This window comes from Paenibacillus sp. Soil766 (assembly GCF_001428105.1).
Lineage (GTDB): Bacteria > Bacillota > Bacilli > Paenibacillales > NBRC-103111 > Paenibacillus_E.
On the sequence record NZ_LMSJ01000002.1, the window covers coordinates 1 to 20018 of the forward strand.

Annotated in this window: 14 protein-coding genes, 15 tRNA genes and 1 rRNA gene; 28 read left to right on the top strand and 2 right to left on the bottom strand. The window is 46.5% G+C overall.

Annotated elements, in window-relative coordinates:
- The 21 genes from ASG89_RS01835 to ASG89_RS01935 all read left to right on the top strand — a co-directional run bounded on the left by ASG89_RS01835 (position 1) and on the right by ASG89_RS01935 (position 12080).
- Positions 1-3039: ribosomal RNA gene (locus tag ASG89_RS01835) — 23S ribosomal RNA — on the top strand.
- Positions 3040-3216: 177 nt separating this feature from the next.
- Positions 3217-3292 (top strand) — tRNA-Asn (locus ASG89_RS01840).
- 3 nt (positions 3293-3295) lie between these two features.
- Positions 3296-3387, top strand: a tRNA-Ser gene (locus ASG89_RS01845).
- A 16-nt stretch (positions 3388-3403) separates the two neighbouring features.
- Positions 3404-3478, top strand: a tRNA-Glu gene (locus ASG89_RS01850).
- Between the two features lie 13 nt (positions 3479-3491).
- Positions 3492-3564, top strand: a tRNA-Val gene (locus tag ASG89_RS01855).
- Positions 3565-3620: 56 nt separating this feature from the next.
- Positions 3621-3697, top strand: a tRNA-Met gene (locus ASG89_RS01860).
- Positions 3698-3709: 12 nt separating this feature from the next.
- Positions 3710-3786: transfer RNA gene (locus ASG89_RS01865), tRNA-Asp, on the top strand.
- 20 nt (positions 3787-3806) lie between these two features.
- Positions 3807-3882: transfer RNA gene (locus tag ASG89_RS01870), tRNA-Phe, on the top strand.
- Positions 3883-3967: 85 nt separating this feature from the next.
- Positions 3968-4049, top strand: a tRNA-Tyr gene (locus ASG89_RS01875).
- A gap of 15 nt (positions 4050-4064) precedes the next feature.
- Positions 4065-4138 (top strand) — tRNA-Trp (locus ASG89_RS01880).
- Between the two features lie 24 nt (positions 4139-4162).
- Positions 4163-4235, top strand: a tRNA-His gene (locus ASG89_RS01885).
- A gap of 22 nt (positions 4236-4257) precedes the next feature.
- Positions 4258-4329 (top strand) — tRNA-Gln (locus tag ASG89_RS01890).
- 8 nt (positions 4330-4337) lie between these two features.
- Positions 4338-4412 (top strand) — tRNA-Gly (locus ASG89_RS01895).
- A gap of 10 nt (positions 4413-4422) precedes the next feature.
- Positions 4423-4496 (top strand) — tRNA-Cys (locus ASG89_RS01900).
- A gap of 12 nt (positions 4497-4508) precedes the next feature.
- Positions 4509-4597 (top strand) — tRNA-Leu (locus ASG89_RS01905).
- A gap of 17 nt (positions 4598-4614) precedes the next feature.
- A tRNA-Leu gene (locus ASG89_RS01910) sits at positions 4615-4693 on the top strand.
- A gap of 216 nt (positions 4694-4909) precedes the next feature.
- Positions 4910-6673 (top strand): sensor histidine kinase, encoded by a 1764-nt coding sequence (locus tag ASG89_RS01915; RefSeq protein WP_235549571.1) that lies wholly within the window; start codon positions 4910-4912, stop codon positions 6671-6673.
- Positions 6666-8267 (top strand): response regulator, encoded by a 1602-nt coding sequence (locus tag ASG89_RS01920; RefSeq protein ID WP_057308613.1) that lies wholly within the window; start codon positions 6666-6668, stop codon positions 8265-8267. The genes ASG89_RS01915 and ASG89_RS01920 overlap by 8 nt, the downstream gene beginning before the upstream one ends.
- A 248-nt stretch (positions 8268-8515) precedes the next feature.
- Positions 8516-9499 carry an ABC transporter permease gene (locus ASG89_RS01925; protein WP_057308614.1) on the top strand — a complete coding sequence of 328 codons (984 nt, stop codon included), beginning with the start codon at positions 8516-8518 and terminating at the stop codon, positions 9497-9499.
- Between the two features lie 14 nt (positions 9500-9513).
- The gene (locus ASG89_RS01930) at positions 9514-10458 is read left to right on the top strand and encodes a carbohydrate ABC transporter permease (RefSeq protein ID WP_057308615.1); all 945 of its coding nucleotides are present in this window, start codon (positions 9514-9516) and stop codon (positions 10456-10458) included.
- A gap of 71 nt (positions 10459-10529) precedes the next feature.
- Positions 10530-12080, top strand: a complete 1551-nt coding sequence (locus ASG89_RS01935) for an ABC transporter substrate-binding protein (RefSeq protein WP_057308616.1) — start codon at positions 10530-10532, stop codon at positions 12078-12080.
- Between the two features lie 73 nt (positions 12081-12153).
- Here the strand turns inward: ASG89_RS01935 and ASG89_RS36075 are convergent, their stop codons facing one another.
- Positions 12154-12264 (bottom strand): sporulation protein YjcZ, encoded by a 111-nt coding sequence (locus ASG89_RS36075; protein WP_157276489.1) that lies wholly within the window; start codon positions 12262-12264, stop codon positions 12154-12156.
- Between the two features lie 250 nt (positions 12265-12514).
- Here ASG89_RS36075 and ASG89_RS01940 point away from each other — a divergent pair, with 250 nt between their 5' ends.
- Together ASG89_RS01940 and ASG89_RS01945 are read left to right on the top strand one after the other, a co-directional pair.
- Entirely contained in the window at positions 12515-13225 is a 711-nt protein-coding gene (locus ASG89_RS01940; protein ID WP_057308617.1) for a class I SAM-dependent methyltransferase, read from the top strand.
- 77 nt (positions 13226-13302) lie between these two features.
- Positions 13303-14517 (top strand): ROK family protein, encoded by a 1215-nt coding sequence (locus tag ASG89_RS01945; RefSeq protein ID WP_414813235.1) that lies wholly within the window; start codon positions 13303-13305, stop codon positions 14515-14517.
- Positions 14518-14524: 7 nt separating this feature from the next.
- Here ASG89_RS01945 and ASG89_RS01950 read toward each other — a convergent pair whose 3' ends face one another.
- Positions 14525-15346: an alpha/beta fold hydrolase gene (locus ASG89_RS01950; protein ID WP_057308619.1), complete on the bottom strand. Its 822-nt coding sequence runs from the start codon at positions 15344-15346 to the stop codon at positions 14525-14527.
- A gap of 184 nt (positions 15347-15530) precedes the next feature.
- Here ASG89_RS01950 and ASG89_RS01955 point away from each other — a divergent pair, with 184 nt between their 5' ends.
- The 5 genes from ASG89_RS01955 (at position 15531) to ASG89_RS01975 (ending at position 19950) form a co-directional block, all read left to right on the top strand.
- Positions 15531-15914 (top strand): hypothetical protein, encoded by a 384-nt coding sequence (locus tag ASG89_RS01955; protein ID WP_057308620.1) that lies wholly within the window; start codon positions 15531-15533, stop codon positions 15912-15914.
- A 170-nt stretch (positions 15915-16084) separates the two neighbouring features.
- Positions 16085-16804 (top strand): response regulator transcription factor, encoded by a 720-nt coding sequence (locus ASG89_RS01960; protein WP_057308621.1) that lies wholly within the window; start codon positions 16085-16087, stop codon positions 16802-16804.
- Positions 16801-17850, top strand: coding sequence for an ATP-binding protein (locus ASG89_RS01965; RefSeq protein ID WP_057308622.1), 1050 nt, complete (start codon positions 16801-16803; stop codon positions 17848-17850). The genes ASG89_RS01960 and ASG89_RS01965 overlap by 4 nt, the downstream gene beginning before the upstream one ends.
- Positions 17851-18037: 187 nt before the next feature.
- Positions 18038-18478, top strand: a complete 441-nt coding sequence (locus ASG89_RS01970; RefSeq protein ID WP_235549562.1) for a copper amine oxidase N-terminal domain-containing protein — start codon at positions 18038-18040, stop codon at positions 18476-18478.
- Between the two features lie 152 nt (positions 18479-18630).
- Positions 18631-19950, top strand: coding sequence for a molybdopterin-dependent oxidoreductase (locus ASG89_RS01975; protein ID WP_057308624.1), 1320 nt, complete (start codon positions 18631-18633; stop codon positions 19948-19950).
- The last annotated feature ends 68 nt before the right edge of the window (positions 19951-20018 follow it).

Consider the following 20018-nt stretch of genomic DNA (forward strand, 5'->3'; position numbering starts at 1 on the left):
GGTTAAGCTAGAAAGAGCACACGGAGGATGCCTAGGCACTAGGAGCCGAAGAAGGACGTGGCGAACGACGAAATGCCTCGGGGAGCCGTAAGCAGGCTTTGATCCGGGGATGTCCGAATGGGGGAACCCAGCTGTGGTAATGCGCAGTTACTCTAWAGTGAATACATAGCTWTAGTAGAGGCAGACCCAGGGAACTGAAACATCTAAGTACCTGGAGGAAAAGAAAACAAAAGTGATTCCGTCAGTAGCGGCGAGCGAAAGCGGAATAGCCCAAACCAAGGAGCTTGCTCCTTGGGGTTGTAGGACCTCGACATGGGGTTAGTTTGGTAGGCGAAGTGATCTGGAAAGGTCCGGCATAGAAGGTAAAAGCCCTGTAGCCCAAACYRAACGAATCYCCTAGAGGTATCCTGAGTACGGCGGGTCACGTGAAACCCCGTCGGAATCCGGCAGGACCATCTGCCAAGGCTAAATACTCCCTAGTGACCGATAGTGAAGCAGTACCGTGAGGGAAAGGTGAAAAGCACCGCGGAAGCGGAGTGAAAAAGAACCTGAAACCGTGTGCTTACAAAAAGTCAGAGCCCTCTATATGGGTGATGGCGTGCCTTTTGTAGAATGAACCGGCGAGTTACGTTCCCGTGCGAGGTTAAGTTGAAAAGACGGAGCCGCAGCGAAAGCGAGTCTGAATAGGGCGCTTKAGTACGTGGACGTAGACCCGAAACCGTGTGATCTACCCCTGTCCAGGGTGAAGGTGAGGTAACACTCACTGGAGGCCCGAACCCACGAATGTTGAAAAATTCGGGGATGAGGTGGGGGTAGCGGAGAAATTCCAATCGAACTCGGAGATAGCTGGTTCTCCCCGAAATAGCTTTAGGGCTAGCCTCGGATGTTGAGTTGTGGAGGTAAAGCACTGATTGGGTGCGGGGCCCGCCAAGGGTTACCAAGTCCAGTCAAACTCTGAATGCCACAAACTTAAATCCGGGAGTCAGACAGTGAGTGCTAAGATCCATTGTCAAAAGGGAAACAGCCCAGACCATCAGCTAAGGTCCCCAAGTGTGTGTTAAGTGGGAAAGGATGTGGAGTTGCACAGACAACCAGGATGTTGGCTTAGAAGCAGCCACCATTGAAAGAGTGCGTAATAGCTCACTGGTCGAGTGACTCTGCGCCGAAAATGTAACGGGGCTAAACACGCCACCGAAGCTATGGCTTGCATCACCTTCACTGCGTCTTTGAACTCGTGGTTAGCCACGGGACATTAGTCAGAATCAACCTCTGTGGTTGTTCAAGATTCTGACCAAATGCCCCAGCTAAACACGCGACTTCGAAGCTGGAGTGAAGGTGGTGCATGGGTAGGGGAGCGTTGTATGTACRTTGAATTCTGACCGTAAGGACAGGTGGAGCGCATACAAGTGAGAATGCCGGTATAAGTAACGAAAAGATCAGTGAGAATCTGATCCGCCGAAAACCTAAGGGTTCCTGAGGAAGGCTCGTCCGCTCAGGGTAAGTCGGGACCTAAGGCGAGGCCGAAAGGCGTAGTCGATGGACAACAGGTGGAAATTCCTGTACCACCGTAGCCGTTATGAGCAATGGAGTGACGCAGAAGGATAGTGACGCGAGCTGATGGATGCTCGTCCAAGCAGTGAGGCTGRTGTGTAGGCAAATCCGCACATCGTAAGGCTGGGCTGTGATGGGGAGGGAAATTTAAGTACCGAAGGTCATGAGTTCACACTGCCAAGAAAAGCTTCTAGCCAGGCGAAGGTGCCCGTACCGCAAACCGACACAGGTGGGTGAGAAGAGAATTCTAAGGCGCGCGGAAGAACTCTCGTTAAGGAACTCGGCAAAATGACCCCGTAACTTCGGGAGAAGGGGTGCCTCGGTAGGGTGAATAGCCCGAGGGGGCCGCAGTGAAAAGGCCCAAGCGACTGTTTAGCAAAAACACAGGTCTGTGCGAAGCCGCAAGGCGAAGTATACGGGCTGACGCCTGCCCGGTGCTGGAAGGTTAAGAGGAGTGGTTAGGGGCAACCCGAAGCTATGAATTGAAGCCCCAGTAAACGGCGGCCGTAACTATAACGGTCCTAAGGTAGCGAAATTCCTTGTCAGGTAAATTCTGACCCGCACGAATGGCGTAACGACTTGGGCGCTGTCTCAACGAGAGATCCGGTGAAATTTTAATACCTGTGAAGATGCAGGTTACCCGCGACAAGACGGAAAGACCCCATGGAGCTTTACTGCAGCTTGATATTGGACTTTGGTACGATCTGTACAGGATAGGTGGGAGCCTTTGAAGCCTGAGCGCAAGCTTRGGTGGAGGCGCCGTTGGGATACCACCCTGATCGTATCGGAGTTCTAACCTGGTACCGTGATCCGGTATGGGGACAGTGTCAGGTGGGCAGTTTGACTGGGGCGGTCGCCTCCTAAAATGTAACGGAGGCGTTTAAAGGTTCCCTCAGAATGGTTGGAAATCATTCGCAGAGTGCAAAGGCATAAGGGAGCTTGACTGCGAGACCTACAAGTCGAGCAGGGACGAAAGTCGGACTTAGTGATCCGGTGGTACCGAATGGAAGGGCCATCGCTCAACGGATAAAAGCTACCCTGGGGATAACAGGCTTATCTCCCCCAAGAGTCCACATCGACGGGGAGGTTTGGCACCTCGATGTCGGCTCATCGCATCCTGGGGCTGAAGTAGGTCCCAAGGGTTGGGCTGTTCGCCCATTAAAGCGGTACGCGAGCTGGGTTCAGAACGTCGTGAGACAGTTCGGTCCCTATCTGTCGCGGGCGTAGGAAATTTGAGAGGAGCTGTCCTTAGTACGAGAGGACCGGGATGGACGTACCGCTGGTGTACCAGTTGTCTCGCCAGAGGCATCGCTGGGTAGCTATGTACGGAGGGGATAAGCGCTGAAAGCATCTAAGCGCGAAGCCCCCCTCAAGATGAGATTTCCCAGTATGTAAGACCCCTTGTAGACGACGAGGTTGATAGGTTCGAGGTGGAAGTGCGGCAACGTATGCAGCTGACGAATACTAATCGGTCGAGGGCTTAACCAATAAACCTANCCCTTGTAGACGACGAGGTTGATAGGTTCGAGGTGGAAGTGCGGCAACGTATGCAGCTGACGAATACTAATCGGTCGAGGGCTTAACCAATAAACCTAMAWGTTCACTTTACGYAAGTTTCGTATCTAGTTTTCAAGGAATAAACCTTGAAAGATACAATGTTTCTATTCCCTGATAGCTCAGTTGGTAGAGCACTCGACTGTTAATCGAGTTGTCACAGGTTCGAGTCCTGTTCGGGGAGCCATATGGAGAGGTGTCCGAGCTGGCCGAAGGAGCACGATTGGAAATCGTGTAGGCGTCACAAGCGTCTCGAGGGTTCGAATCCCTCTCTCTCCGCCACAAATCTTTTTAGTAAGGCCCGTTGGTCAAGTGGTTAAGACACCTCCCTTTCACGGAGGTAACAGGGGTTCGAGTCCCCTACGGGTCACCATTTTTTATCCCATGGAGGCTTAGCTCAGCTGGGAGAGCATCTGCCTTACAAGCAGAGGGTCGGCGGTTCGATCCCGTCAGCCTCCATCACTTTTCCTTATGAAAGACTTGATTTAATAGGAATGGTGACTTATACTTAATGACGCGGGGTGGAGCAGCCCGGTAGCTCGTCGGGCTCATAACCCGAAGGCCGCAGGTTCAAATCCTGCCCCCGCAACCAAATAATGAATGTGGAGCTGTGGTGTAGTGGCCTAACATGCCTGCCTGTCACGCAGGAGACCGCGGGTTCGAATCCCGTCAGCTCCGCCATTATCACATTCAACTAGTAAGGCTTTGTAGCTCAGTCGGTAGAGCAGAGGACTGAAAATCCTCGTGTCGGCGGTTCGATTCCGTCCAAAGCCACCATTTTTAAATTGAATAAGCCGTGAGCAACTGACTTGTAATCAGTAGGTTGGGGGTTCAAGTCCTCTCGACGGCACCATTGCTTTGTGGAGGCTTAGTGAAGTGGCTAAACACGGCAGACTGTAAATCTGCTCTCTTCGAGTTCGGTGGTTCGAATCCATCAGCCTCCATTTTTCACCTTTTGTAGGGGCATAGTTTAAGGGTAGAACAAAGGTCTCCAAAACCTTTGGTGTGGGTTCAATTCCTGCTGCCCCTGCCAAAATGCATCAAACTTAATATTGTGGCGGTCGTGGCGAAGGGGTTAACGCACCGGTTTGTGGATCCGGCATTCGCGGGTTCAAGTCCCGTCGTCCGCCCATTATTACCAAAGCAACATAATGGGGATTAGCCAAGCGGTAAGGCAACGGACTTTGACTCCGTCATGCCAAGGTTCAAATCCTTGATCCCCAGTTTTATATGCGGAAGTGGCTCAGCGGTAGAGCATCGCCTTGCCAAGGCGAGGGTCGCGGGTTCGATCCCCGTCTTCCGCTCCATTATTACTAAGGCGCCATAGCCAAGTGGTAAGGCAGAGCTCTGCAAAAGCTTTACCCCCAGTTCGAATCTGGGTGGCGCCTCCACAACATTTATAAGCCGGAGTGGCGGAATCGGCAGACGCACAGGACTTAAAATCCTGCGGTAGGTGACTACCGTACCAGTTCAAGTCTGGTCTTCGGCACCATTGTTTTACAAGTTTATGCCGGCATGGCGGAATGGCAGACGCGCTCGACTCAAAATCGAGTCCGAAAGGGTGGAGGTTCGAGTCCTCTTGCCGGTATAACAAACAAAGAAAGCCTATGAAATCTTTTGATTTCATGGGCTTTTTTTCTGTTAACTTTGGGAGCGGATGAGTGATAGATTACTTCGAACCAACCAACTTTGTATCTAAAATGCTATGTATATGTGTTTTACAGATAGTAAAATAGGAAGGGAATGCTTACAATGAAAGTTCATTCCCAAATATGACTTATGAGGCGGGGACCCTTTGAATATTGTGAATTCGGTAAGGTTTAAGATTTTTATAGGGTTCGTGCTGGTGGTTGCTCCCTTGGTCTTGTTCCTGATTTTTAATAATGTGTATTCCATGAATGTGGTACGGGATCAAATTTCTCAAAACTACAATAAACTCCTGCAGCAGTACGTGGAAGATACGGATAATACGCTCAAAGAGTTCGATAATTATTTGTTTCATCTCTATAGTGATCCAGATGTGATTAATATGAACTTGTACCCCTTGGAGTCAGATGATTATGTACTAGCGAAGCAGCGCTTGTTCAATAAGTTAACTCGGCAGCTCGATATATACAATCTGGTCAATACGTTTTTCGTATTTTCGAATACGACGGGGGATCTGCTTGTGTCAACAAGGGAAAATACGTATTACTATGATCGTGTTCAGACCGTGAAACAATTCATCGTAGAGAATTCGAAAAGCCGTCCTAATGATAGCTCAAATGGGAACTGGCTCATTATGAAGGTTGCGAACGGTGATCACTATTTGATAAAGATTAACAAGGATTTGGGTGCAGGGCTATCAGGAGGTATTCTCATTAAAATGAGCAGCATGGTTGAACCGCTCAGCAAGTGGGACACAGGAGAAGGTGGGGGCACCATTGTGGTATCTCCAGATGGAACTACGTTAACAAACACCTATTTTCCATTACTAAGATATAAGAACTTTAGTGATCAAATCGCGCAGAAGACTTCTGGCTTTCAAATTGTCAAAGATAAGGAGCTTGATCAGCAGTTTTTAATTGTGCGGGAAGGCTCCTCACATGCTGATTTGGAGTTTGAACTTATTATTGCCGAGAAAAATATGCTACAGAATTTGCCGTATTTACAGTTGTTGATTTATTTTTTACCATTGGGTGGAGCGTTCGTGCTTGGGATTTATTTGTTGTATGTGCAGCGCATCTTATTCAAGCCATTGATGCAATTAATACGTGGTATGCGGAAAATTGCCCAAGGGGAATTATCAATTAGGTTGCACGAAGGTAGCTCGACGGAATTTGCGTTTCTGATAGCTACTTTTAATAACATGGTGGATCAGATTGAGAATCTGAAGATTTCGGTCTATGAGGAGAAGATCCGCGTACAGCAGGCGGAATTTAAGCATTTGCAGGTGCAAATTAATCCTCACTTTTATATGAACAGTTTAAATATCATTTATAACCTCGCGGCGCTAAAAGATACGAAATCCGTTCAGAAGATGTCTCTGCATCTGGCCGATTATTTCCGTTTTATTATGCGTACGAATCGGACAACGATGACGCTGAAAGATGAGATTGATCATATTCGCAATTATTTGGAGATTCAAGTCATGAGATATCCAGACAATTTGACGTTTGATATCCAATTACCAGAGACATACAGCCAATACGCTATTCCTCCGCTTATTGTACAGCCATTTGTAGAAAATGCAGTGATCCATGGCTTTACGAAGAAGTACGGTACGTATGTCATTCAAGTGAAAGCAGAGCAAGATCCCGAAGCGCCTGAGGAGTTCTTTCTCTTGTCGATTAGTGACAATGGGGATGGTTTTCAAGCAGAAATGCTGCAGCAATTAAATTCGGCTCAGTATTTGGATCAATCGGGCGATGAGCACCTTGGGATTTGGAATGTACGGCATCGTTTGCAAATGAATTATGGAAACAAAGTTGCGCTTAGATTCTTGAATAAGCCGGAGAGAGGGGCCTTGGTTCAAATTAGGCTGCCGCTTCACACTCCCATTGTGGAAGGGACGGAGAAGGATGTTTAACTTATTAGTTGTGGACGACGAGAAGATCGCGGTGAAAGGTATCACAGTGGGGATCGATTGGGAGGCGTTTCCGATTGGTCAAATTTATGAAGCACTGGATGTGAGCGAAGCGAAGCAGGTACTATCTCAGAATCGAATCGACATTATGATTTCGGACATTGAAATGCCGGGTAGCAATGGCTTGCAACTACAGGAGTGGGTGCGTACGCATTCACCACAAACGGAGACGATTTTCTTAACGGGTCATGCAAATTTCGAATATGCGCAGCAGGCAGTTCGTTTAGGGAGCTTTGATTATGTCTTGAAGCCAGTGGATCATGATCGGTTGCAAGACATTGTGAAGCTCGCCATTGAGAAGATTAAAGAAGATCAGGAGCAGACTGATTTTCATGAAACATATAAGATGTATTACAGTCATTGGGTCAATGAGCTGCCGACATTGGTGGAAAAGTTTTGGCAGGAACTGTTGAGCGGGAAAATACCTGCTAATGAGGAGCGGTTGACTCGCAATTTCCAGATGTATGAAATCCCCTTGGACATGACGAGTAGGATCTTGCCCATCTTGATTAGTGTGGAGCACTGGAAAGAAGATCTGAATGCAAGAGATGAAGAGATTATGGAGTACGCGATTCGGAAAGCTGCTGCAGAAATCATTGTTGTGGAACAGGCTGGTTGCGTAATTCAAGAGAATGGCTCATCTTTGGTTCTCTTGTATGTAGCTGAAGGAAGTGAACTATCTCTGCCTGACATCAAAGCGAAGTGTGAGGCTTATATTAGTGCTTGTCACCGTTATTTCCAGTGCAGCTTGTCTTGCTATGTAGGCGAGGAAACACCTCTAATTAAGCTAACTGCGAGGGTGGCGGATCTGTTTCAGAATGAGCGGAATAATGTGACGAAGAGCAATTGTGTATGGATGGATAATGAGACGGATCTGCCTCTTACGAATAAGCCGCAGGTGCCTACCTTTTCCGATTGGATCGTGTTGCTAGAGTCTGGAAAGAAGGCAGAGCTAGTTGCTCGCATTCAGGAAAATATTGATCGGCTACAGAAGTCAGAAGTGGGCTCTGAAACCGTGGAGGCATTCTATTATGGGCTGTTGCATGTGGTGTATCATGTTTTGCACAAAAAAGGATTAGCTGTTCATGAAATGCTCCCTCATCAAGAGTTACAGGACTATAACAGTGCGACGCGTTCTTTAAATCAACTCAGGAATTGGGCAGTTCGCATCGCTACAGTAAGCTGTGACTATATGAATAGCCATCTGAAAGGCGTCTCAGCAGTTACAGCGAAGGTATGCCAATACATTGACGAGCATATGGAAGAAGAGCTTAGCAGAGAGGAATTGGCGGCGTCTGTGTATCTCAACCCGGCCTATTTATCACGACTATTTAAGAAAGAAACGGGGCTTTCCATCTCGGAATATAGTCTGAAGGTTCGGATGGAGAAAGCGATGAAGCTGCTTGCTGAAACCAACGATAAGATCAGCTATGTGGCAGAGCAAACGGGTTATTCTCACTTTTCCTTTTTCGCGAAAATGTTCAAGAAGTATTCGGGACTTTCCCCGCAGGAATATCGTAAGAACTTCCAGGGCTAATGTGGTTCTGAGGCATGGAATTAGGGGTTCAGAACAACTTAAGATGGCATGGCAAGAAGCTGCCCAGGCATGGGGAGCTTTTTTGTGCTTTTCAGAGATTGATGGTAGGGAATTAAGGTTTAGCTGAATGTCACAGAAGTGCTTATTCGGTCACTACGAAGATAGAGATTTATTTCCAAACAATTTACAATGAACCTATAAGAGAGAGGACGCAAGTGGATTGAATGGAAAGGGGAGCAAAATAAAAGATGAACGATACGCCAAATACGGCAGCGCAGGCAGCCCCTATACGTACGACCAAACGAACTAGGGTACAAACAAGCTTTCTATGGACGGTTCGCAAATATTGGATCTTTTATGTGATGATGGCACCAGCAGCGCTACTGCTCATCATTAACAACTACATCCCAATGGCGGGTGTTCTGATTGCTTTTAAAAATGTGAATTACACAAAAGGCATTCTGGGAAGTCCATGGGTAGGCTTCGATAATTTCAAGTATTTGTTCTCGAGTGAGGTGGCGTGGGTCATTACTCGCAATACGATCTCGTATAATCTGGTTTTCATCGTATTGAATTTGGTAATCGCAGTTGCAATGGCTGTTATGTTTAATGAGATGCGCAGCAAGTTTCTATCGAAGTTTCATCAAAGCACGATGTTTCTGCCATTCTTTCTTTCTATGGTGTGTGTTGCTTATCTGGTATACGCTTTCATTGGTGCCGAGCATGGCTTCGTGAATACAGTGCTCCTGCCTAAATTAGGCATAGAGCCGATTGACTGGTATACAGAGCCGAAATATTGGACGGTTATTCTACCGATTGTGAACACATGGAAAAACCTTGGTTACTATACGGTCATTTATATGGCAGCAATTATAGGGATTGATCATGAGTATTATGAAGCGGCACTAATTGATGGAGCGAATAAATGGCAGCAGGTTAAACGCATCACGATTCCGCTGATCATGCCGGTTATGATCACGATGACACTGCTTCAAGTAGGTAGGATTTTCTATGCGGACTTCGGCCTATTCTTCCAAGTAACCAAAAATGCAGGCGCTTTATTTCCGACCACACAAGTTATTGATACGTATGTGTATCAAACGTTCCTCACAATGGGGGATATCGGAATGTCATCAGCAGCAGGCTTGTACCAAGCGGTAGTGGGCTTCCTACTTGTACTAGTTACGAACTTATTTGTAAGAAAAGTAAGCAAAGAGAATGCACTATTTTAGAAGGAGTGGCTGTCATGAGTGAAGCAATTTCAGTACGTAAACAACGGATAGCCAGGAAACGAGGACCAAATGAATTAACGCCTACAGCGAATTTGTTGGTTAACGTGTTCTTCTGGATTTATACCGCAGCTTGTATAATGCCTTTAGTTTTGGTTATTATCGTATCCTTTTCAGATGAAAAGGGAGTTCTCATACATGGCTACAATTTCATACCTGAAGCTTGGAGCTTGGAAGCGTATAAATTTATGTTTAAGGATTGGCATCAAATCCTGCGTTCCTTCGGGATCTCAGTATTCCTAGCAACGGTAGGAACAGCGATTAGTTTAGTGATGATGTCACTTTATGCGTATCCGATATCGCGAAGTGATTTTCCACATAGAAGTTTCTTCTCCTTCTTCATGTTTTTTACCATGCTTTTCAATGGTGGACTCGTTCCATGGTATCTTGTATATACCCAGTTGCTGGATTTGAAAAATACGATCGCAGCACTTATGCTGCCCTTATTAGTCTCCGCCTTCTTCGTCCTATTGCTTCGGACATTCTTCGCGAATTCGATTCCGATGCCTTTGATCGAAGCAGCGAAGATTGATGGAGCCGGTGAGGTTCGGATTTTCGGTCAAATTATTATTCCGCTTTCCTTACCTGTATTAGCTTCGGTTGGATTGTTTCAGGTGCTGAATTATTGGAATGACTGGTTCCTCAGTCTGGTGTTCATCTCAGGAAGTAAGAACATCAATCTGCAGTTCATGATGTACAAAACGATGCTGGATATTCAGTTCTTAACCTCGAATGTGCAGGCGAGTCAAGGTTTATCCCAAGCAGGGGGCATGCTGCAACTACCAACGGAAACAGTCCGTATGGCGATGGCTGTACTCGGAATAGGACCGATCGTATTCGCGTATCCATTCTTCCAGAAGTATTTTAAGAAAGGCCTAACGGTTGGTGCAATAAAAGGATAGTTAACTACGGCTTGTACCAGTGTAGACTGGTTTAGCATATAAGAACTGAGAAAAAGGGAGGCAATCCATCAATGAAAGCTTTGAAAAAAAGCACTTTTGCACTTCTTACCTTAACGTTTTCGTTATCACTCACCTTGGCGGGCTGTTCGAAGAGCACACCAGAGCCTGCAGCAAGTGCTACAGCAGCGCCAGCAACAAGTACAACGCCTGCTGCGACGAAAGCAGCTACAACGGATTTGAAGCCTTATGAAGTGAAACTCGTCTACCCTGGTACACCACAACCAGATCAAGCTAAAGTAGAAGACGCTATGAACAAGGTTTTGAAAGAAAAAATCAATGCAACAATTAAATTAATGCCAATCGACTGGGGTCAATGGGATAACAAAACGAACTTAATGATCGCTTCTCGTGAAGAGTTCGATATCCTTTTCACAGCACAATGGAATGGTCACGCTGTCAATGTGGGTAAAGGTGCGTTGATGCCGCTGAATGATTTACTTGGGCAACACGGAAAGGGTATTACAGATTCCTTGGATCCAGCGTTCCTGCAAGGTGCTAAAATTAACGGCAAAAACTACGGTGTTCCAACAAATAAAGAACTCGCAGCTTCCGGTGGTGTTGTATATCGCTCCGATATCGCCAAAGAACTAGGCATTGATATGACGGCTGTGAAGACGATGGCAGATCTGGCTAATGTACTGAAAACAGTCAAAGAGAAAAAGCCGGAAATGACAGCTTTCTTCCTTCGCGACGGGGATAACTTGAATGCGCACTATTTGGCACAGTATGACTATCTAGGTGACAGCACAATTCCAGGTGTGATCATGAAAGATGGCACAGATACAAAAGTTATTCCAAAATGGGATCAACCGCGTTACAAAGAAATTTTGAAATTAACACGTGATTTTATGCAAAAAGGATATATCAATAAAGATGCGGCTACGACGCAATTGTCAGGTCAAGATGCTTTGAAATCCGGTAATGTGTTCATGATTACCTCTTCTTTGAAACCAGGTAAAGATAGTGAACTTGCGAATGCAACGAACTTGGTAGGCAAGCTTGGACAAATCGAGCTGACACCACGTACCATTTCCACTGGTGACACAGCGGGTTCCATGTTGGGTATTTCGGTAACTTCCAAGGATCCTGCACGTACGATGATGGTGATTAACCTCTTGCACACGGATAAACAATTGAACAATTTGATCAACTTTGGTATCGAAGGAACACACTACACGAAAGTGTCTGACAACATTATCAAAGCAACAGATGCAGGCAAAAATTATGCACCAGGTGCTGCATGGCAGTTCGGGAACCAATTCTTGAACTACTTGTACGACAATGAAGATCCACAGAAATGGGATAAATTTAAAGAGTTCAATAAATCGGGCAAAAAATCACCAGGTCTAGGCTTCACATTCGACTCTGAGCCTGTTAAAACCCAAGTGGCTGCAGCAGTTAACGTAGGAAAAGAGTTCGATGCAGCGATGGATACAGGTTCTGTGGATATGGATGCATCCTTGCCGAAATATCAAGATAAGATGAAAGCAGCAGGCATTGATAAAATCATTGCTGAAAAGCAAAAGCAATTGGATGCATTCTTAGCAGCCTCCAAGAAATAAGTTGTTGTATGGATAAGGAGCCAAGCTCAGTGAGCTATGGCTCCTTATATTCGTTCTTACCATGTATGACTAATTACCAAACAAAAGTCATTGTTACGATAACAAGCAAAACGAAGAGAACAAGAACAACAGCAGCGGACGACGTTCCACCATAACCTGCACCAGTACCTACAGCAACACCCATTTATGTCACCTCCCATCTCTAGGAATGCTCTTCCGCAGTAGCGAATGAGAGACAATACTATCCTATGGAGAGATGTCACGATTTGCTTGGGTGTTTCGCCTAAATCTATAGGGACAATAACGACTTTTAGGCAAGAGCCTGTTTTTGGAAAAAGGTGGCGAGAAGTTGAACAAGTGACAGTAGCCTTCCATATGGTAGAAAAAGAACGTAATGCCATTGCGGAGGTGTAAGGGCTATCGATTACTTGGATATGTTAGCGAAGCTGGGGATAGGAAATGCACATCCCGGGGGATTTGGAGAGACCATCGAGCAATTGAAAAAATATCCGATCGACAAAGGGAAAAAGGTGCTGGAGGTAGGCTGCGGAACAGGTAGAACGGCCTGTTATTTGGCAGAGCAAGGATGTGAGGTTACTGCCATCGATATACGTCCGGAAATGATTAATAAATCAAAGATTCGTGCGGAGAAACAGGGAGCCCAGGTAAATTTCCTAATTGGGGATGTCTGTCAGCTGCCGTTCGAGGCGAATACTTTCGATGTTGTGATGGTGGAGTCTGTCACGAACTTCGCAGACGCTCAGAAAGCTGTATCGGAGTACTATCGGGTATTAAAACCAGAAGGAAAGCTATATGACCGAGAAGTGATTAAAGTAAAAGATATGACAGCTGGCATTCATAGGGCGCTTTGCAGCTTCTATGGGGTGAGTAAGATTTATAAACTGGAAGAGTGGCAAGATCTGCTGGAGAGCAATAAATTCACTACCGTTACCTCGACAGGCATCCACCCCTTCCCATTGACAATGTTCGAAGATCAGGTTCAGCATCCAGATCCTGTTCATTTATCTGATCGGCAATCCTTCATGGATCCCCGCGTATGGCAGATAACAGCCCGGTACGATGAGCTGGTCAGCAAGTATCATCCTTATATGGGCTACACCTTAATGATTGGCTCCAAGGACTAAGGATACAATAAGAAGCAGGATAATGATTCCTTCATGGCGAAGCATATGAGAAAGATTATCATTGGAGGCTGCTTCTGTTGAATGTAGACGTTATTACAGAACGAATTTCGAACCGTAAGGCTAAGGAAGTTTACGAGCTGATTACACGTCAAACGACGGTATCGAAAATAGATTTATTAGACCAAAGCGGTATGACGGTCTCGACGTTAACACGACTTCTAGAGGAGTTAACAAGTCAGGGACTCATAATGGAATCTGGCTTTGGTGCATCTACGGGCGGGCGTAGGCCGATTTTATATGAGAAGAATCCGGCCTATGCTTATATATTTGGTTTGGAAATCTCGAGAACACTGTCCAAGCTGGTACTTGTAGATTTAGGGATGAACAAGCTGGAAACGAAGAGTTGGGCGATGACAGAAGTTATGACTCCGGAAATATTAGTTCCCCTCATAATCAAGGAAGCGCAGCACATGCTAGTTCACCATGGCATCGAAGCTTCACAGGTGTTGGGTATTGGGATTGGCGCAGTAGGACCCGTAGACCGATTGTCCGGGGTTATTCTGGAGCCCTCCTATTTCCCTGCGAATGGCTGGAGGCATGTAGAGATTTGTAAATGGTTAAGTGAAGCACTGCAAATCCCAGCGCTGCTTGATAATGGAGCGAACACGGCGATTCTGGCAGAATCCTGGCATCAACGGACGCAGAGCTTTAAGCATCTCCTTTATATTCATGCAGGGGTAGGCTTGCGTTCCTCGATGGTATCAGAAGGCAAGGTCATCTATGGGGCGGTCGATATGGAAGGCTCTGTGGGGCAAATGATTATTCAAACGGATGGTGTTGCCCATCGTAATCAAGCTGGCAATTATGGCGCATTGGAATCGTACGCTTCACTGTATGCGATAGAGAAGGCTGCAAAATCTGCCTTGAAGCAAGGGAAATCCACTGTGTTAGTACATATGGTTGAGGATCCAGAATTGGTTACTTACCAGCATATTATGGAGGCGCTCCAACAAAATGATCCCCTAGCCGTGGAGATCGTGACGGAGGCTGCGACCTATTTCGGGATCGGCCTGGCGAATTTATTAAATATTTTGCACCCGGAGAAAGTGATTATCGGGGGACCATTGATAACAGGCGGGGAGTTGTTCTTTCAAACAGCAACACAGGTTGCGATTCGCAAGACTTATTATTACCCCGCCTATCAGGTTATTTTTAGCAGAGGACAGCTTGGTGATGAAGCATTAGCCGTTGGAGCTGCCGTGATGGTCATGAATCAGTTGGTTAAAGCTTAGCTTTCATTCAGGAAGGTGAGTGATAGTCCATTGATTTAAGTGAAACTTCCTTCAGAAAAGCAAGAACTAATTCGTTGAAGGATTCTGGTTTCTCCATTGGTGTTAAGTGGGAAGCAGAAGGAATGACGTGAAAACGAGCGCCTGGAATATGATCAGCCATTGACTTCATAACATCTGGCGGTGCGATTGCATCCTGTTCGCCAGCGATGACGAGGGTTGGCACAGAAATGGTAGGCAGAAGGTCCGCCGAGTTCTCACGGAACGCCATCGCAATACTGGCATGGACAAGGCCTTCGGCTGGCATGCTGTCCATGATGAGCTTGAGGTTATCAATCAGTTGTGGTTGTTCTTGTAAGGTCGATGGAGTGACTAGCTTAGGGAGCATGGCATCTCGAGCTGCCGCGGCTCCCTTGTCATACAGCGAGACAGCCATGTTCATGCGATTTTTTCGTCCTTCTTGGCCATCGGGCTCGGGGCGTGTATTGGCTAGAATCAACGCAGAGAATCGTTCAGGCGCAAGACGCAATAGAGCAAAAGCGACATAGCCACCCATGGAGAATCCTCCGATGGTGGCTTTTTCTATGCCTAGTTCATCCATTAAAGCGAGAATATCCTGCGCATAGTGAGCGAGTGACATTGGTGTAACTGGCACATCGGATTGCCCCATGCCACGGAAATCAGGTGCAAGAACGCGGTAGTTTGCGGACAAAGTCGCAATTTGTGAATGCCACATCCGATGATCCAAAGGAAAGCCGTGAAGGAGGATAATAGGAGCTCCTTGACCTTGATCTTGAACGAATAATTCGGTACCGTTTACGTGTTTTTTCATTGTTTTTCACCCTCCAATAACCTGTTTGTGAAAAAAATAGCGAAAAAGTTATGTCTTCATACTTTCATTATGGTTAACTCATACTTACTTAACATTTCATTGCTATTCTCTGATTATACCTATAGTACTTCACCAAGAACAAGCAAAATGAAACATTCATATTCACGAAACGGGGTTTATTGTTATGACTAAAAAACCATGGTCCACCCAAGAGCTGGACAAACTAATTCGCCTTTCCTCAGAGTGTCCGCCAGTTGTCATTGCTAGAGAATTATCTCGTCCTGTCACATCTGTTCGCAAAAAAATGCGTGAAATGGGTGTCAGCTATGTCTCGGGTGAGCAGTGGAAAAAAAGTCAAATTCAGTACCTCATTTCAGATGAAGGCACTTCCTACAAAAACAACCATAAGTTAAACCAAGAATCGAATGAAGATGGATTTGAATCGCCTGTTCTAGATGAGTTCTGGACTACCCTTGTGAAAATGGCTCGTGTAGCTAAAAAGAGGGGGAAACGGGTCGATGTCCTATCGTTTATCGATACATACCGCAAGATTCGTATTGGCGGCTAATTTCAACAATATAAACGTATGAAGGTGAAATCCGTTGCGACGCGATTTGACCTTTTTCTTTTGCTTAAAAGGCATGATGTTCAACCTATTTGTAAGAGATCTGTAAGCTTTGAGCTCCCAATTATGAGGTATACTTAAAATTAGTAAAGATCGTTAGGGGAGATTAAAGGATGAATTCACTCATTCTCGTTGTTGATGATGAGACTAATATAACCGATGTATGCTCCGTTTATTTGAAACGCGAAGGCTATCAAGTAATGACAGCAGAAGGCGGCGAAGAGGCTCTTCGATTATGGAGGCAGCATAATCCGCAGCTAATCGTGTTAGATCTTATGATGCCTGGTACGACTGGTTGGCAGGTATGTGAAGAAATTCGCAATGAGCAGGATGTACCCATTATTATGCTAACGGCGAGAGGGGACGAAATGGATCGCTTGATGGGGTTAACAATGGGAGCAGATGATTACATGACGAAACCGTTTTCGCCTCGTGAGCTAGTGCTGCGCGTGAAGGCAATCTTACGCAGGCAACAGCGCAATCAAGTGGTGTTGCCAGAGACTGCGGAAGTGATCCCTTCGCATATTATGAGATTTCCAGGTCTCGAGCTCAATGTCCTACACCGCAGTGTGCGTGTGAATGAGAAGGAAATCGAATTGACCGTGAAGGAGTTTGAGTTGCTGCATTTATTCGCCAGACATCCAGAGCAAGTCTTCTCGCGAAATCAACTCCTTAATAAAGTGTGGGATGTAGATTATTATGGCGATACCACAACGGTCACTGTTCACATTCGCAGACTAAGGGAGAAAATAGAAGCGAACCCGTCACAACCACGATTTATTAAGACCGTATGGGGAATCGGCTATAAATTCGAGGGTAGGGAGCCATCATGAAGCTTCGATTATATCTGCTTATCGCAAGTGGCGTAAGCACAGGAATGATCCTGCTTAGCTTATTTATATGCTACAGGTACATGCTGTTGAATTGGAAAGATGTTGTGCTTTTATCAAACGTAACGGTGGGCGCGGCTGGCGTCTCCATGCTCATTCATTTTGTCATGACGAGACCCTTGGAGAAAGCGATTAAAGCTATTACACAGGAAACAACACACATTGCGGAAGGGGATTTTAAAGGTAAAGTACCGCTAATTGGTCCCTTAGAATACCATAGGCTAGCAGAACAATTCAATCAGATGACAGCCAAATTAAACGATAGTTTCGGTAAAATTCGGTCTGCAGAAGCCTCCCGCAAAGAGCTTGTAGCCCATGTTTCACATGATTTGCGTACCCCGATGGCGTCTATTCAAGCCTTTGTTGAAGCCTTGCAGGATGATGTGATTGCAGATAAGCCGACTTTCGAGCGGTATTTGCAAACGATTCGGCTGGAAACGGGAAGATTAGATGCGCTGATTCAAGAATTGTTTAAGTTATCACAGCTAGATGCAGGTGGCACGGAGTTCGCTCCTGAGCTATACCACGTGGATCATTTTCTCGTGGATGGGTTACAAAGTTTGGCTTTTCAGTTAGAGGAAAAAGAATTGCAGGTTGAAGTTGATCTGCCTGAGCGATTGCCGCCAGTTGCCATCATGCCGCAGGAACTGAAGCGAGTGTTTGCCAATATTATGGACAATGCGATTCGGCATTCGCCTATTGGCGGAACGATAGATATTCGGGCAGAGCAAGTCACAGAGCAGTTCGTAAAGCTGTCTATTACAGATCAAGGACTAGGTATTAGGGAAGAAGACCAAGAGCGTATCTTTGATCGGTTCTATCGCTCAGATCCATCTCGAACAAGATCAAGCGGAGGTGCTGGTCTTGGCTTGGCCATTGCTAAATCGATTGTTGAACTGCATGGAGGTACAATTGGCGTTGAGCGAAATAAAGCGACAGGCAGGAGCGGGAGTCAGTTCTGGTTTACGCTGCCAGTCCATGTTGCATAGTGTATGTGTTCGAAGAAGTCTGGCATGTAACAAGATGCTGGGCTTTTTTTTGTTAGGCTTCTGTAAGTGTTTTGTAAGATTATCGTTAGAGCTTGGTAAGCATGGCACTGTAAATTAGGTAATGTGAAGCGAACATACAATAGAAGTGAAAGGAATGAATGCGATGAATTCGAAAATGAATGTGCGTATGTCATGGAGAAAAGCTCTGATTGTGGGGGCAGTTGCCTGTACGCTGGCACTGCCGACATTCGCGAGTGCCGAGGAAATGATGGCAAAGTCTTATGATTATACAGGTATCCAAACGATGATGAAAGACGGTACGGAGTTGGTCCCCTTGCGCCAAGTTGCGGAATCATTAGGCTTCAAAGTGACTTGGCAAGATGATACACGTACGATTGTTTTTGCGAAGATGGGTGATAAGGGCATGATGGAAGACAAGATGATGGATGATAAAGAGAAAATGGATGACAAGAGCATGATGATGATGGGACACACATTCAGTATTCAGATTGATAGTACAAAGATCACCGCGGATGGTAAGGATGGCATGTTAATGTATAGTCCGATGCTAATTGACAGTATGACCTATGTTCCGAAGTCGTTTGTTGAAATGTACTTATTGAAATAAGTAAAATGAATGGAAGGAGTCTGCCTATTGGGTAGGCTCTTTTGCACTTATGAAGGTAAAAAAGTAGGCCTAGCTGCTAATTGTAAGCCTTTTTTAATATTTATACGTTATGATAGATGTATTAGGATGAACGCATAAAGGATGTGGCAAAGGTGGAGTCAAAAAGAGGCTGGCTCAAGCAGTCGTTCGGTAAGCGATTAAATGCTATTCATAGCTGGAATGCTTGGATTCTGGTGCTTCTGACTGTGACCGGAATTGTGCTCAGTATTGGCGCAATTCGAGGGGATCTCGGTGCTTTTCGCGTAACACTGAAGCAGCTTCACATTTACTTGGGAGTAGCCTCTGTGCTGCTCATGATTCTGTACGCGCCAATGATCCGCAAGCATTGGCGGCAAATTCGAGCGCGGCGCAACCAACGCGCGAATTTGGTGTTCGTTCTCGCGCTCCTGATCGGCTGGGCCGTATCAGGCGTGATCCTGTGGCAGTTCCGGCACATGCCACCGGCCCTGAACAACGCGGCACTCCTCGTGCATGACCTGCTCACCTGGGTCGGAGTGCCGTATGCCGTGTACCATGCCATCTCTCGCAGCAGATGGCTCAAGCACCAACAGCGGCTCGAGCAAGCCGCTGCAAGGCCGCCTGCTGCCGCGAGCGTCGCAGCGGCAGACATAGCCCCTGCGGCGTCCGAGGACGCCGCCGCAGGGCGCACAGCAGCGCAGGCGGTCATCGCCACGCTGAAGGAATCGCCGATCACACGTGCCTCCTTCCTGCGACTCGTCGCAGGGGTGGTGCTCGTGATCGCGGTCGGCCCCGCCTTTTATCGCTGGATAAAAGGCGCCTTCGATACCGGCGGGTCGTCGACCGCCGAGTATGTGGCCAGCGACGGCAACCGCATGCTGCCGCCGCCAGAGCCGTTGCCCGACTCCGCCGCTGTTGTAGGCGGAGGGGCCAAAGGGAATTTCCGCATCTATACGGTGACGGAAATACCAACGTTCTCCTCGGATACCTGGAAATTCGCGATATCCGGTCTCGTGGATAAACCCAATGCGTGGAGCTGGGAACAGTTCCTGCAGATGAAACGCACGGTTCAAGTGAGTGATTTTCACTGTGTGACGGGATGGTCCGTCTACCAATGTACGTGGGAAGGTATCCCGCTTAAGCAGCTATTAGCGGCGGCGGGGGTTCAAGCATCAGCAAAATATGTGAAATTTTATTCAGGTGATAAGGTTTATACGGATGCACTCTCCTTGAGTCAGGCAAACGGGGATGACATTATGGTCGCTGTCTTGATGGACGGTAAGCCGATTCCTCAGCAATTAGGCGGACCTGTGCGACTGATCGTGCCTCAGATGTACGCCTATAAATCAGTGAAATGGCTGCAAGGCATCGAATTAATTGAGAAAGAGCATATGGGGTATTGGGAAGTGCGGGGCTATGATAACGATGCTTGGGTCGGTAAATCAAACGCCTAACATTGGTTCAGTGCTGTTGAAGCGGGGACTGACTTTTGACTGAAATTTTGGTATAGTAAGGGCAAAGA